This is a genomic window from Priestia endophytica DSM 13796 (genome assembly GCF_900115845.1).
Taxonomy (GTDB): domain Bacteria; phylum Bacillota; class Bacilli; order Bacillales; family Bacillaceae_H; genus Bacillus_I; species Bacillus_I endophytica.
The window spans coordinates 1-13,877 of the sequence record NZ_FOXX01000026.1 but is presented as its reverse complement, the minus strand read 5'-3'; the positions used below and the strand labels follow the sequence as shown (position 1 = coordinate 13,877).

Here is a 13,877-nt window from a genome sequence, read left to right as displayed (position 1 = left end):
GCTTTAGGAGGTAATTGAGCTGAAATGCTCTCAATTCTGTTCTCCTAATCAGCTTGAATCCACTTAGAATCATTTATTCCAAAGTCTTGAACATTTGGCACATTCGTAATAATGTAGTTCACTTCACTCAGATCTTGTATTTTGTAATTAGCAATATTACCAATCTTTGAAGAGTCGCTTAAGATATAAGACTCTTTAGCATTAGCTATAAAGATATTAGAAAGCATACATTTGTCTAAATCATAACTTGTGATACCTGCCCGATGATCAAGCCCATCAATAGAAATAAATGCTTTATCTACAAAGAGCTCCTTGGCCATTCTCTCTGCTAAGGAACCAGAAGTACGAAAATGATCACCTTTTACATGCCCTCCAAGAAAAATTATTTCTCCTTTAAATGGATGTTCATCATCCTCATATTCCATTAACTTCGCTGCAAAAGGAAACGAGTTTGTAATAACAGTCACATCTTTCTTTCTTTTGATAGAAGATGCCATTTGTAACGTCGTACTTCCTTCATCAATAAAAATAACTTCTCCATCTTCCACAAAAGATGCAGCTTTTAGACCAATGATAATTTTTTGATCGATATGGAGGATTCTTCTCTTAAACATAGACAACTCATTAGAAGCTTCTTCAACTCTTACTGCTCCACCATGAACTTTTCTAATTTTTTGTTCACTTTCTAATTCTTCTAAATGACGACGGATAGTTTCTGTTGATACTTTAAAAATCTTTGCAAGATCATTTACCTTCACCTGTCCTTCATTATTCACTATCTCTATAATTCTCTTCTTTCTTTCTTCTGCTAATAAAGACATCATTCATTCTCCTTTGCTTTCTACTCAAATTATAAAAAATGATTGTAAAGTGATTATTAATGCATTGTTAATAGTTTATTGATATTTTGTGGTTTTTTGTGATGTTAGTTGGTTTTTATTATATAGGTTTGGGATATTGCTTGCAAATTGAATATTTATAAATTTATTCCATCTGTTGATACTCTTGGTTAACAACTTAAATAAAATAAGCAATATAGGAAGATTTTTTTATTGGAACAATATTAGGTTGATTAATAAAAAAAGCTGCTCAAAAGTTAATTAAACTTTTGAGCAGCCTTTTATTTGCTAGTAAAATGTGAGTATTTCTTTCTATCTTATTATTAATAAACCTTTATATATATGGGTCATCGTATTGCTATCAACATTTACTTTTAGTTTTTCATCTATAACAGCTTTACTATTAAAGAAGTTGGTCTTTTTAATTTTGAGCCTGAAGAATCATTTTCTAATATATATGTTTTGATATTATTAATACTTTCAAGATTAAATAAACCTGATTCTATCGCATTTTCTCCTAACGTTTTCAATGTATCGTCATCAATACTTTCCATTGCTTGAGGAACAATTTTTACATTTTCCTTTTCATATGCTTGATAAATGGTATAGGAAACTGCATCTAAAACGGCATACCATGCATGTTGTTTTAATCTATTTTCTTCATCGTTGGCAAATTCAGTTATATCTATGTAATCCCCACTGTCTATGTAGTTATAAAGATAATCTCCAGTTACATTTTCCCCTGCAAGCCATTTCCAACAATCATCAAGAGCCTCTCTACCTGTTTGATATCCAGGCTCATTGAACTCTATTGTGTAAAACAGTTTTTCAGCAATTATTAAACCTGTAGCGACTTTGGACTCTGCAGTAAGATAGTGTAGAAAGTTCATGAGCAATCCCCCTTATCACTTTCAAATTATCACAATAAAAAAGCTGCTCAAAAGCTTAATTTTCCTTAGAACAGCTTTTTTATATCAAGATCTCTCTCTTCTGTTATCATTAACAAACCTTTATTAGATCACATAGTAGACCCTATCTGTTTAAAAGCAAGTAAACGATTGAATTTGTTGTAAGCTGATTCCAAAATAAACCCAGTTAAACCCTGTCCATCGATATCCTGAAACAGAAGTTTGACCAACAAATATTGGGTAAAACCAGAACTGTTCAAATCCCCTTAACCATACATACGTATCGTTGAATAAACATCTTGCAATACCGCCTGGATCAACCGCAAATGTTTCTACTTGTTGTTGAGGAACAAAAGTTGGCGGTGGAGCAGTTGGTGGACCAGAAGTTGGCCCTTGACTAGGTGCTCTAGGTGGTCCCAGTGGTGGGGATGTAGGTGGTGTAGAAGGAAAAAAGCCACTGAATTGTCTTTCATCAAAGCCTGTTTGGTCTAAATGAGAATGTGTTTGTTGATGATTCAAATAGCTATAACCAAAGTTTTTATGATAAGGATACATAATATTAAACTCCTTTATTTTCAAATCTTACAGCATCCTATTCTTTAGTTGTTTACCTATCAACTTGTTCGCTAAGCAATGGGTCTTTGGCTACATATCATGATTACTGTGGCAGATTCTGTGAATCAAATAGCCTTTTGAGCGTTTTATCCGTACTCCCCATTTTCTTTATAAGTGTCATATAGGCATAAGTTTGCATATGGTACATCAGAAAATAACCAGTTCATTCGTGTAGTAATGGAGGGATAGAAATGACAAATTTTTATTTTTTTAATGGAATTATTACGATGATTACGGATTTGAATATAGGAGAGAATGAGGGAAATGCAGGGTGTTACAAGTTAATTTCAGTAGAAAATGAATTAGGAGCGGTCGTAAATTTTGTAGCAGGACCTTCAACTTACTTTGTCGATCATGTTGCAGTATCAGTAGGAGATTATATAACTGGATATTATGACGGAGACGCCCCTGTTCCTCTTATTTATCCACCACAATACCAAGCACTTGTTATTGTAAAAGAGAGTACAAGTCAGAACGTGAAAGTAGATTACTTTAATAGCCAGTTAGTGAGTAGTGATGGACAATTACAAATAAATATAGCGCCCTATACTCAAATACTATTAACAAACGGACAATTTTTTTCAAGAATACCTGTAAACCGAGATCTAATTGTTATTTACGGAGCTTCAACTAAAAGCATTCCAGCTCACACAACCCCATATAGAATAATTGTTTTATGTTAGAAACCATCCTAAAAAAAGAAAAGGCCTCCCACCAGTTTTGTAAACTGATGAGAGACCTTTTCTCACAGAGATAGCTTTTATAAGTCGTCTATGTTAAGGAGTAGAGGGCATGAATTACATCATGCCGCCCATTCCACCCATGCCGCTCATGTCAGGCATTCCACCGCCAGCGTTTTCTTCTGGCTTGTCAGCTACAACAGCTTCAGTTGTTAGGAACATAGCTGCTACAGATGCTGCGTTTTGAAGAGCTGAACGAGTTACTTTTGTTGGGTCAACGATACCAGCTTCAACCATGTTTACCCACTCGCCAGTTGCTGCATTGTAACCAGTGCCAACGTCTTCTTTTTTAAGACGCTCAACGATGATTGATCCTTCAAGACCAGCGTTGTGTGCGATTTGACGTACTGGCTCTTCTAGTGCGCGAAGAACGATGTTGATACCTGTTTGAACGTCGCCTTCTTCACTTAGAGCAGCTACTTTGTTATATACGTTAACTAGAGCTGTACCACCACCAGCAACGATTCCTTCTTCTACTGCTGCGCGAGTAGAGTTTAGGGCGTCTTCGATGCGAAGTTTACGCTCTTTAAGTTCTGTTTCAGTTGCTGCACCAACTTTAACAACGGCAACGCCACCAGCTAGTTTAGCAAGACGCTCTTGTAATTTTTCACGGTCAAATTCAGAAGTAGTTTCTTCTAATTGAGCACGGATTTGGCTTACGCGAGCTGCGATTTGTTGAGAATCTCCAGAACCTTCAACAACTGTTGTGTTGTCTTTTGTTACAACAACTTTAGACGCGCGGCCTAGTTGAGTAATATTTGCAGATTTAAGATCTAAACCAAGATCTTCAGTGATAACTTCTGCGCCAGTTAAAGTAGCGATGTCTTCAAGCATTGCTTTACGACGGTCACCAAAGCCTGGTGCTTTAACAGCTACAGCGTTGAATGTACCGCGAAGTTTGTTCACTACTAGTGTTGCAAGAGCTTCCCCTTCAACATCTTCAGCGATTAATAGTAGTGGTTTACCTTGTTGTACTACTTGCTCTAGTACTGGAAGGATTTCTTGAATGTTTGTAATCTTTTTATCTGTGATTAAAAGATATGGATCTTCAAGAACTGCTTCCATTTTATCTTGGTCTGTTACCATGTATGGAGAAGCATATCCACGGTCAAATTGCATACCTTCTACAACTTCAAGCTCTGTTGAGAATCCTTTAGACTCTTCAATTGTAATAACGCCGTCGTTACCAACGCGCTCCATTGCTTCAGCAATTAGTTGACCAACTTCTTCGTCAGCTGCAGAGATTGCCGCTACTTGAGCGATAGACTCTTTGCCTTCAATTTGTTTAGAGATACCTTTAAGTTCAGCAACAGCTGTTGAAACTGCTTTTTCGATCCCTTTACGTACGCCAACTGGATTAGCACCAGATGTTACGTTTTTAAGACCTTCACGAATCATTGCTTGAGCTAAAACAGTTGCTGTAGTTGTTCCGTCCCCAGCAATGTCATTTGTTTTGCTTGCTACTTCAGCAACAAGTTTTGCACCCATGTTTTCGAATGCATCTTCAAGTTCGATTTCTTTTGCAATTGTTACACCGTCGTTTGTGATTAATGGAGAACCAAATTTTTTCTCAAGAACAACGTTACGTCCTTTTGGTCCAAGCGTTACTTTTACTGCGTCTGCAAGAACATCCACACCACGTAGCATTGATCGACGTGCGTCTTCGCTAAATTTAATATCTTTCGCCATGTTAAAAACCTCCTAGTATTTATTCATGTATTTTACGTTATGATATTTAAAAATAAATTACGTGCTTAGCCGATAACAGCTAAAATGTCGCTTTCACGCAAGATTAAGTATTCTGTTCCTTCATATTTAACTTCAGTACCTGCATATTTTGAGAAGATGATACGATCGCTCTCAGAAACTTCAAGCGCTACACGCTCACCGCTCTCTAATACTCGGCCTGTACCAACAGCTACCACTTTACCTTCCTGTGGCTTTTCTTTTGCAGTATCTGGTAATACGATACCACTTGATGTTTTTTCCTCAGCTTCTACAAGTTCAACTATTACGCGATCACCTAATGGCTTTAACAAGTAAAACAACCTCCTCAATAATGTGTAAGTTTTTTTTATTAGCACTCAATCTCTATGAGTGCTAACACAATTATTATATTAAATAAATTGGGTATCTTTTGCAAGTGAAAAGTATAAAAAATTTAAAACACTTTTGTTCAGTCCGAAAATTTTAGTAAGGGTTTTCTTTTATAGAGGGCTTCAGGAGCACATGACAAGATATTCTATGTATTTCTATCCACTGCGGAGCGTAAAATAGATAAACCGCTGATTGCGTTTAGTGTTAGCTCATTTCGATCATATGTTACAATAGCTAAGGTGAATTGTTTTGCAATGTACATAAGTTTTACCTTCAAATATATTGTAAAGGGGTTTTCTTTTCTTGACTAAACGTTACTGGTATGTCATTTTGACGTACGTATTAATGCAGCTTTCTGGATATCCAGTTTTGTATGCCCTAATGAAGATGAATGCATTTTCTACAAGATCTGAGCTTGTCACGGCAAACATTTATTGGACAATCATTAGCTTTATCCTTGCCTTAATCATTACGCTTCTCTTATTAAGACCAGATATGAACATGCGTAAGAAATACAACTGGTCTAAACTTATAACTTGGGCAATTCTAGGCGTTTTTATGGCGCTTTTAGCGCAAGGAATTGCATCTAATATTGAAACAAACGTATTCGGCGTTAACCCTGAATCAGAAAATACCCAGAACATTATGAGGTTAGTAGAAGTTGTTCCATTACTAATTGCTGTTGTCTCTATAATAGGTCCTATTTTAGAAGAAGTAGTATTTCGTAAAATTATTTTTGGTTCTCTTTACGGTCGATCTAACTTCTTTATCGCAGCAATTATTAGTTCCTTTATCTTTGCTCTTGTTCATCAAGATTTTTCACATCTTCTCGTCTATATGGCGATGGGACTAACATTTGCTTTTCTCTATGTCAAAACGTCATCTATTCTTGTTCCCATCTTCGCACATGTTTCAATGAATACATTCGTTGTGATGATGCAGTACGTTTTTAAAGACGATATTGAAAAATACATCGAACAACAGGAGAAACTTCAACAAATTTTCGGAGGCTTTCAGCTATGAGAACTACTCCCCTTAACTTGGGAATTATGTATGGATTTTTAGGAATTATCTTTACGTTTCTTGCGATTCGAAATGCGCATGAAACAGTCTTTAACTTTATGACGATTATATTCACCATTTTTGCAACGCTAGAAATTGGGGTTGCCATTAGAGCGTTTATCCTTCACTTTCGTATCAAAAAGATGAAAAAGAAGCAGTAGAAGATAAAGACAGCCTTTCACAAGCTTTAGCTATGAAAGGCTGTCTTTATTTTATATTCTATTGTACATGGAATTTTTCCTCTTCTTCTTGCACTTTCATACTCTTTTTGTAAGAAAAATATGAGATTCCAATACTGATTTCATATAGAACGAGCAACGGTAACGTCACCATTAGATGAGACAAAAGCTCTGGAGGTGTAATAATCGCTGCAATGACAAGCAATACAAAATATGCGTACTTGCGGATGCTCACTAATGTCATTGGTGTAATAATGCCTAAACGAGTGAGAAACATGACAACAACAGGCATTTGAAACAAAATCCCAAATGGTAACGTAAATTGAAAAAGAAATTCAAAGTACTCATTAATTCCAATCACTTGATTTACGTCTAAACGCTCTGTTAAGCTTGTCATAAACTTAACGACAAATGGAAAGAGAACAAAATAAGAAAATGATACCCCCGCTAAGAACAATAGCACCGAGAATGGTATATAGCTTAATGTTACCTTTCTTTCTTTTTCAAGTAATCCAGGACTTACAAATGCCCATACATGATAAAGAATCACAGGTGAGGAAAGAACACATCCAATAATAAAGGCAAACTGCATATAAATCTTCACTGGATCTGTCAGACGAAATGTATTCATCTCAAGCTCTTTCACTTCATCTGCACCTTGTAAATAGACAATAAGACTGTCGGCAAGAAAAAAGCCTGCTATTGTTGCACCTAAAAAAACGGCTGCAACAATTAAAATTCTTCTTCTAAGCTCTCCAATATGCTCATAAATCGACATGTTTTGTTCATTCATATCGCTTCACCCTTGCATTATTTAACATCAGTATGATCCGCTTTTGCTTTTTCTTTCCCTTCATCATCTGCAATTCCTTGTGCACCTTGCTTAAATTCACGCAGTGTTTTTCCAACTGCCTTTCCTAACTCAGGCAGTTTTTTAGGACCGAATATTAAGAGAGCTGCAAAGACAATGAGAATAATACTTCCCGTGCTAAGCATCTTCTCCCACCTCCTCTAAATGGAATGTGTTACACGTTCCCTCAGTTGACTAACTCTGTTGGATAGTTGCGTAAAAAATAGATGAGCGCTTGAAGCTCAACAGCTAAATCAATATGATGAATGCGAATTGAATCTGGCACATTGATGCGCGCTGGTGTAAAATTTAATATCCCTTTTACACTAGTATGCTCTAATCTGTCTGTTATACCTTGAGCGGCTGTTGCAGGCACTGTTAAAATAACAACGCTTATATCGTTACCTAATTTTTCTTCTAAATCGTTAAGATGATAAATAGGCACATTACTAATTTCTTGTCCTACTCGGCTTTCATCAACGTCAAAAGCCATTTCAATTTTTGTATTATTATTTTTAATGAAATTATAGTTTAATAATGCCGTTCCAAGATTACCAACACCAATTAGCGCAATCTTCGTTAATTCATCTTGGTCTAGCGTTTTTCTAAAAAATGTAAGTAAATAATTTACGTTATAACCATATCCCTTTTTTCCTAAAGCTCCAAAATAAGAGAAGTCACGACGAATTGTTGCTGAATCTACTTTGACCGCTTCGCTTAGCTCTGCTGACGATACTCGCTGTTTTCCTGAGGAATGTAAATTCTTAAGAAAACGATAGTATAAAGGCAAGCGTTTTGCTGTTGCCTGCGGTATTTTTAATTGTTCTGTACTCACACTATACCCCCCAATCTGTTAACCCTTGTTCCCTTGTAAAATCTCCACTTTTCCCACCTGTTTTTGTAAGCAAATACGTTGGACCGATAATCATTCCTTTATCGATGGCTTTGCACATATCGTAAGCGGTCAAAGCACATACGGACGCTGCCGTTAGCGCTTCCATTTCTACTCCTGTACTCCCCTTTGTCTTTACAGTAGCTTCAATAAGCAAGCGATATTTTCCTTCTTTTTCAGCCCAATTAAATTCAATATTTACTCCTTTTATAAATAAAGGATGACACATTGGAATAAGATCAGACGTTTTTTTGGCCGCCATGATGCCTGCTATTTGAGAAACAGCTAATACATCACCTTTTCCAATTTCTTGTGATGTAATCTTATCGTATGTTTCTTTGTTTACTTCAATGCTTGAAGCAGCTGTTGCAACTCTTGTTGTTTCAGCTTTCTCTGAGATGTCGACCATATTAGCGCGACCTTGTTCGTTAAAATGAGTAAACCCCACTTTAGTTCCTCCTTATTTTGACTATACACTATTTTTAGTCATCTGTCTTTGCACTTTTCTACCTATATGAATGTTCCTTTTTAACTCTCCTTTATAGGTATGGTAGAATACCTATAGCAGCCTTTTTTTCAACATAATGTGAATTATTTAACTAAGGAAAGCTCTAGAATAGCTGCCTGAGCTCTTCCCCCTTTATTGTAAAGGATTAACTGAGGTGAAAAAATGATTTTATTACAACTAAATAATATCACGAAGTATTTTGGCGCTGATATTATTTTATCGAATATTAAAATGGAAGTACAATCAAACGACCGAATTGGCCTTGTTGGTCGAAATGGAGCTGGAAAATCCACTCTGCTTAAAATTATTTCAGGTGCAATCTCCTATGACGGTGGGGAAATTATAAAACCAAAAGATGTAGAACTTGGCTATATGGGACAGGATACAATGCTTGAATCAGACTTAAGCATTTGGGATGAAATGATGACAGTATTCTCACCGCTAAAAGAAATGGAGAAGAAAATCCGTTTACTGGAAGAAAAAATGGGTGACCCTGCCTTTTTAAACGATTCTACCAAATATGAAAAGCTCCTTCAAGAGTACGACATGCTTCAAGCAGCTTTTAAAGATAAGGGTGGATATCAGTATGAAGCAGAAACTCGTTCTATTTTACATGGATTTCGCTTTAAAGATCACTCCGTACCTATTTCAACGCTTAGTGGAGGACAAAAAACACGTCTTTCACTTGCAAAATTATTGTTAACAAAACCAGATTTACTCATACTTGATGAACCAACGAACCACCTTGATATTGAAACACTTTCATGGCTTGAGCAATTTTTACAAGGATATGCAGGCGCAATTTTAATCGTTTCACATGACCGCTATTTCCTTGATAAAGTAGTCAACCGCGTGTATGAAATTTCACGTCGGCAAATTAAGCGCTATGTTGGAAACTATTCTTCCTATCTCGTTCAAAAAAGAGAACAGTATGATCAAGAGATAAAGCAGTATGAGAAACAGCAGGACGAAATTGAAAAACTTCAAGACTTTGTTCAACGCAATATTGCTAGAGCTTCCACAACGAAAAGAGCGCAAAGCAGACAAAAGCAGTTGCAACGGATGGAAAAGATAGACAAACCATCAGGCGACGAAAAATCGGCTTCATTTTCTTTCTCCATTGATAAACAAAGCGGAAATGAAGTATTTCAGCTTAAAGATGGAGCCATTGGATATGAAAAAAGTTATCCACTTGTGGATAACTTAAATATTCGAATTACACGTGGCGAAAGTGTAGCTCTTGTTGGTCCAAACGGAATTGGAAAATCAACTCTTTTAAAAAGCATTGTCAATCGTCTCTCTCTTTTAAATGGAAACACAATGTTCGGTTCAAATGTCAGTGTTGGGTACTATGACCAAGAACAAGCAACATTAACTTCTTCCAAAACAGTTATTAATGAGCTCTGGGATGACTATCCATCAACACCTGAAAAAGAAATCCGCACGCTCCTTGGAAGTTTTCTATTTAGCGGAGATGACGTATTAAAGCCTGTTAACACGCTTAGTGGGGGTCAAAAAGCCCGACTTGCTCTTGCAAAACTAATGATGAAAAAAGCCAATTTCCTTATTCTTGACGAGCCGACAAACCACCTTGATTTAGATAGTAAACAAGTCCTTGAAAATGCGCTTGTTGATTATCCAGGAACAATTTTGTTTGTGTCCCATGACCGTTATTTTATTAACCGTATTGCTACAAAAGTGCTTGAACTTTCACGTGTTAACGTTCAAGAATTCTTAGGAGACTACGACTATTATTTAGAGAAGAAAGCTGAAGAACTAGAGCTAAAAGAAATGGAAGCATCAGAAAATCAAAAAAGTGTAGAAACACCTATAAAAAATGATAGGTTAACATATGAACAAGAGAAAGAAGCTAAAAAGAAGCTTCGTCAATATAAACGCCGCATTGAGGAAATTGAAGCTTCCATCTCACAAGCAGAAGAGAAAATTGCTGAAAACGAAAATTTACTTCTTCAACCAGAAGTTTATGAAGATCATGAAAAAGCTTATGCTTTAACAGAAGAAAATAACAAGCTTAATGAAGAGCTTCTCTCTCTTATGGAAGAATGGGAAAAACTTCAAATTCAAATTGAAGACTAAAAAAAGCTCGTACAAATGTACGAGCTTTTTTTGTTGTGGATAACCATCCTATCCACAGTTTTTATTCACAAACTCACAGAGAATGAAAAAAGGAACCTGAAACTATTCACAAACTCTGGATAACACTGTGGATAGGATTATAGCATTAACCCAGGGTTTGCATTTAAGTCCATTGCAGCTCTTTTTCCACTTTTGTAAAGCTCGCTTGCAGCAGCACCAATCATTGCTGCATTGTCTGTACAAAGAGGAAGTGGTGGAATAATGAGTTCCAGCTGTTTATCAAAAGGCTCAAATGTTTTTTGAAGTTCTTCCCTAAGCCCTCTATTTGCAGCTACTCCTCCTGCTAACAATACTTGCTTTACATTGTATTTTTCAGCTGCTTTAAGTGTCTTCCCTACAAGTACCTCAATAACACTCTCTTGGAAACTTGCAGCTAAGTCTTCTGGTTTAATCTCTTCTCCTCGCTGTTTTGCATTGTGAAGAGTGTTGATAACCGCTGACTTTAAGCCACTGAAACTAAAGTCAAACGAATCTTTTTCAAGCCATGCTCTCGGAAGATCTAATGTTGGCTCTCCTTCATGTGCTAGTCGATCAATATGAGGGCCACCTGGATATGGCAAACCTATTGTTCTTGCAACCTTATCATAAGCTTCGCCAACTGCATCATCTCTTGTTTCTCCAATTACTTCAAATGTAATATGATCCTCCATATAAACAAGTTCCGTATGTCCTCCTGAAACAACAAGAGCAAGAAGAGGAAATTGCATTTCCTTCACAAGTCGGTTTGCATAAATATGCCCTGCAATATGATGGACGCCAATCAGTGGCTTATTATGAGCAAAAGCGAGCGCTTTGGCTGCATTCACTCCAATAAGGAGAGCACCGACAAGTCCAGGTCCTTCTGTCACTGCTACAGCATCAATATCTTCCATTGTCAGCTTTGCTTGCTGAAGAGCTTCTTCTATCACAATGGTCATTTGTTCTACATGATGACGTGAGGCTACCTCAGGGACCACTCCTCCAAATCTTTTATGACTCTCAATTTGAGATGCCACAACGTTAGCGATAATTTCTTTTCCATCTTGAATAATGGCTACAGCCGTTTCATCACAGCTTGTTTCAATTGCTAAAATCAATTCTTTTTTCATAGTTTCACCCACATTACTAATGCATCCTCTTGATTGTCTGCATAATAATTTTTTCGAACTCCACCAGGTTCAAAACCTAGCTTCTCATATAAGAAACGAGCAGGCTCGTTTGATAACCGAACTTCAAGGGTCATTGTTAATGCACCTGACTGACGTGCAAGTTGCATAACCGCCCGAAGAAGTTTTTCCCCTAGACCTTTTCCTCTATATTCTGGTAAAATTGCGATATTTGTTATGTGTGCTTCATCCACAATAATCCAAACTCCACAATAGCCAACAATTTCTCCCTCGTATTCAATAATCGTATAATGAGCAAATCTATTCTTAGATAATTCATTATGAAGAGCTTCTTCACTCCATGGAAGAGTGAAAGAATGTAGCTCAATCTGGTGAAGAGCTTTTACATCTTCTACAGAAGCTAAGCGAATATGTACGTTCATTTAACGTTCGCTCATTTTATTTTGGGAAGCTAACCAGTTTGCTTCAGCCTCTGCTAAACGAATGTAGTTTGGCACAAGACTATGAGCTTCTTCAGGTTGTTTGTTCATTCCGATTAAAGCAAGTTCACTTGGACGAGGGTTATGGGTTACAATCTCACTAAAACAAGCCTTCTCTCCTAGGATATGTGTAAGAACCTCACGATGTAGAGGAACATCGTTTCCTACGAAAAGAATCTTTTGATCTAATTCTTTTAGTTGAGTTGCCCATGCTTCATTTAAAATGTTCACATCTGCATTTACTTCCACAAGTTTATCTTCATATTTGTATAAGCCAGTATAAACTTGTTGACGTCTTGCATCAAAAAGTGGCGAAATGTAACCATCAAAGAAACGACCATTTGCAGCAAGAACTTCAAGGCTCGAAACTCCAACAAGAGGAATATTCAAAGACCATGAGAGAGTTTTTGCAATTGTAACTCCTATTCTCACGCCTGTATAAGAACCAGGTCCCTTTGCTACTACAATCCTTTCTAGATCTTTAGGTTTCATTCCACAATCTTTTAAAAGTGTTTCTACTGCTGGCATTGCTCGTACAGAATGATTTTTCTTTACATTTGTAATGATTTCACCAATCACTTTATCTTCATCAACAAGGGCTACTCCAAGCGTATCTGTTGATGTATCAATTGCTAATGTTTTCATCTTTTATAAACTCCTTACAGAGATCTATATATTCGGATCCCTTAGCTTTTAAACAAATTTCTCGTTTATCTCCTTCTCTATGATACAATTCTATCTCTAGACGTGAAAGAGGAAGCTGATCTTCAATTAAGTGAGCCCATTCTACAACAGTTACACCGTTGCCTTCAAAATATTCATCAAACCCTAAGTCTTCCATACTTTCTCCTAGGCGATAAACATCCATATGATACAAGGGGAGCTTCTCTCCTTGATACTCTTTAATGATTGTAAACGTTGGACTGTTCACGTTGCGAGTAACGCCAAGCCCTTTTGCTAATCCCTTTGTGAAAGTCGTTTTTCCAGCCCCAAGATCTCCTTCAAGTAAAATTAAGTTTCCCTCTTGAAGATAATGAGCAAGTTTCTCAGCAAGCTTCATTGTTTGCTCGGGTGCTTCAGTAGTGATATGGAAAACTTCTTCTCCAATATTATTCATCATTTATCCTCGCTTTAATAAAGTTTTAGATACCCTTATAGGATGCCCTAAGTTTCATTGTACAAAAAAAAGACCTTAGGATGCTATTCCTAAGGATAAATTTGTGCTCTATAAATAAAAAAACGAAACAATTCTGTCTGTTTCGAATCAATACTACATGTTATAAATGGCGGTCCCGACGGGAATCGAACCCGCGATCTCCTGCGTGACAGGCAGGCATGTTAACCGCTACACCACGGGACCTTTGGTTGCGGGGGCAGGATTTGAACCTACGACCTTCGGGTTATGAGCCCGACGAGCTACCAGACTGCTCCACCCCGCGATATGA

17 protein-coding genes and 2 tRNA genes are annotated in these 13,877 nt (G+C 36.9%); 4 read left to right on the top strand and 15 right to left on the bottom strand.

Features of this window, described 5'->3' with window-relative positions:
- Positions 1-44 precede the first annotated feature (44 nt).
- The 3 genes from BM012_RS24450 to BM012_RS24440 form a co-directional block, all read right to left on the bottom strand.
- The gene (locus BM012_RS24450; RefSeq protein WP_061803964.1) at positions 45-821 is read right to left on the bottom strand and encodes a DeoR/GlpR family DNA-binding transcription regulator; all 777 of its coding nucleotides are present in this window, start codon (positions 819-821) and stop codon (positions 45-47) included.
- A gap of 404 nt (positions 822-1,225) precedes the next feature.
- On the bottom strand, positions 1,226-1,729 hold the full coding sequence (locus BM012_RS24445) for an Imm6 family immunity protein (RefSeq protein WP_061803965.1): 504 nt from the start codon (positions 1,727-1,729) through the stop codon (positions 1,226-1,228).
- A gap of 150 nt (positions 1,730-1,879) precedes the next feature.
- Positions 1,880-2,302, bottom strand: coding sequence for a hypothetical protein (locus BM012_RS24440; protein ID WP_061803966.1), 423 nt, complete (start codon positions 2,300-2,302; stop codon positions 1,880-1,882).
- A gap of 251 nt (positions 2,303-2,553) precedes the next feature.
- Here BM012_RS24440 and BM012_RS24435 point away from each other — a divergent pair, with 251 nt between their 5' ends.
- Positions 2,554-3,045, top strand: a complete 492-nt coding sequence (locus tag BM012_RS24435; RefSeq protein ID WP_061803967.1) for a hypothetical protein — start codon at positions 2,554-2,556, stop codon at positions 3,043-3,045.
- 114 nt (positions 3,046-3,159) lie between these two features.
- Here the strand turns inward: BM012_RS24435 and groL are convergent, their stop codons facing one another.
- Positions 3,160-4,791: a chaperonin GroEL gene (groL, locus tag BM012_RS24430; RefSeq protein WP_061803968.1), complete on the bottom strand. Its 1,632-nt coding sequence runs from the start codon at positions 4,789-4,791 to the stop codon at positions 3,160-3,162.
- Between the two features lie 65 nt (positions 4,792-4,856).
- Positions 4,857-5,141, bottom strand: a complete 285-nt coding sequence (gene groES, locus BM012_RS24425) for a co-chaperone GroES (RefSeq protein ID WP_019390669.1) — start codon at positions 5,139-5,141, stop codon at positions 4,857-4,859.
- Positions 5,142-5,502: 361 nt separating this feature from the next.
- On the opposite strand from groES, the gene BM012_RS24420 reads away from it, so the two are divergent.
- Positions 5,503-6,222, top strand: a complete 720-nt coding sequence (locus BM012_RS24420) for a CPBP family intramembrane glutamic endopeptidase (RefSeq protein ID WP_061803969.1) — start codon at positions 5,503-5,505, stop codon at positions 6,220-6,222.
- Positions 6,219-6,422, top strand: coding sequence for a YdiK family protein (locus tag BM012_RS24415; RefSeq protein WP_061803970.1), 204 nt, complete (start codon positions 6,219-6,221; stop codon positions 6,420-6,422). The genes BM012_RS24420 and BM012_RS24415 overlap by 4 nt, the downstream gene beginning before the upstream one ends.
- A 58-nt stretch (positions 6,423-6,480) precedes the next feature.
- Here the strand turns inward: BM012_RS24415 and tatC are convergent, their stop codons facing one another.
- From tatC to moaC, 4 genes are read right to left on the bottom strand one after another with little or no spacing between them, the layout of a single operon-like run.
- Positions 6,481-7,233: a twin-arginine translocase subunit TatC gene (gene tatC / locus BM012_RS24410; protein ID WP_061803971.1), complete on the bottom strand. Its 753-nt coding sequence runs from the start codon at positions 7,231-7,233 to the stop codon at positions 6,481-6,483.
- 17 nt (positions 7,234-7,250) lie between these two features.
- Positions 7,251-7,436 (bottom strand): twin-arginine translocase TatA/TatE family subunit, encoded by a 186-nt coding sequence (locus BM012_RS24405; protein ID WP_061803972.1) that lies wholly within the window; start codon positions 7,434-7,436, stop codon positions 7,251-7,253.
- Positions 7,437-7,477: 41 nt separating this feature from the next.
- Positions 7,478-8,125 (bottom strand): redox-sensing transcriptional repressor Rex, encoded by a 648-nt coding sequence (locus BM012_RS24400; protein ID WP_061803973.1) that lies wholly within the window; start codon positions 8,123-8,125, stop codon positions 7,478-7,480.
- 1 nt (position 8,126) lies between these two features.
- Positions 8,127-8,630, bottom strand: a complete 504-nt coding sequence (moaC, locus tag BM012_RS24395) for a cyclic pyranopterin monophosphate synthase MoaC (RefSeq protein ID WP_074842931.1) — start codon at positions 8,628-8,630, stop codon at positions 8,127-8,129.
- 222 nt (positions 8,631-8,852) lie between these two features.
- Between moaC and BM012_RS24390 the strand changes: the two genes are divergently transcribed.
- Positions 8,853-10,787: an ABC-F family ATP-binding cassette domain-containing protein gene (locus tag BM012_RS24390; RefSeq protein WP_061803974.1), complete on the top strand. Its 1,935-nt coding sequence runs from the start codon at positions 8,853-8,855 to the stop codon at positions 10,785-10,787.
- Between the two features lie 137 nt (positions 10,788-10,924).
- On the opposite strand, the gene tsaD is transcribed toward BM012_RS24390, so the two are convergent.
- The 6 genes from tsaD to BM012_RS24360 form a co-directional block, all read right to left on the bottom strand.
- Entirely contained in the window at positions 10,925-11,935 is a 1,011-nt protein-coding gene (tsaD, locus tag BM012_RS24385) for a tRNA (adenosine(37)-N6)-threonylcarbamoyltransferase complex transferase subunit TsaD (protein WP_061803982.1), read from the bottom strand.
- The gene (gene rimI / locus BM012_RS24380; protein WP_061803975.1) at positions 11,932-12,375 is read right to left on the bottom strand and encodes a ribosomal protein S18-alanine N-acetyltransferase; all 444 of its coding nucleotides are present in this window, start codon (positions 12,373-12,375) and stop codon (positions 11,932-11,934) included. Before rimI ends, tsaD begins: the two co-directional genes overlap by 4 nt.
- Positions 12,376-13,077, bottom strand: coding sequence for a tRNA (adenosine(37)-N6)-threonylcarbamoyltransferase complex dimerization subunit type 1 TsaB (gene tsaB / locus BM012_RS24375; protein WP_061803976.1), 702 nt, complete (start codon positions 13,075-13,077; stop codon positions 12,376-12,378).
- Entirely contained in the window at positions 13,058-13,549 is a 492-nt protein-coding gene (gene tsaE, locus BM012_RS24370) for a tRNA (adenosine(37)-N6)-threonylcarbamoyltransferase complex ATPase subunit type 1 TsaE (RefSeq protein WP_061803977.1), read from the bottom strand. Before tsaE ends, tsaB begins: the two co-directional genes overlap by 20 nt.
- 167 nt (positions 13,550-13,716) lie before the next feature.
- Positions 13,717-13,792 (bottom strand) — tRNA-Asp (locus tag BM012_RS24365).
- 2 nt (positions 13,793-13,794) lie between these two features.
- A tRNA-Met gene (locus BM012_RS24360) sits at positions 13,795-13,871 on the bottom strand.
- Between the last annotated feature and the right edge of the window lie 6 nt (positions 13,872-13,877).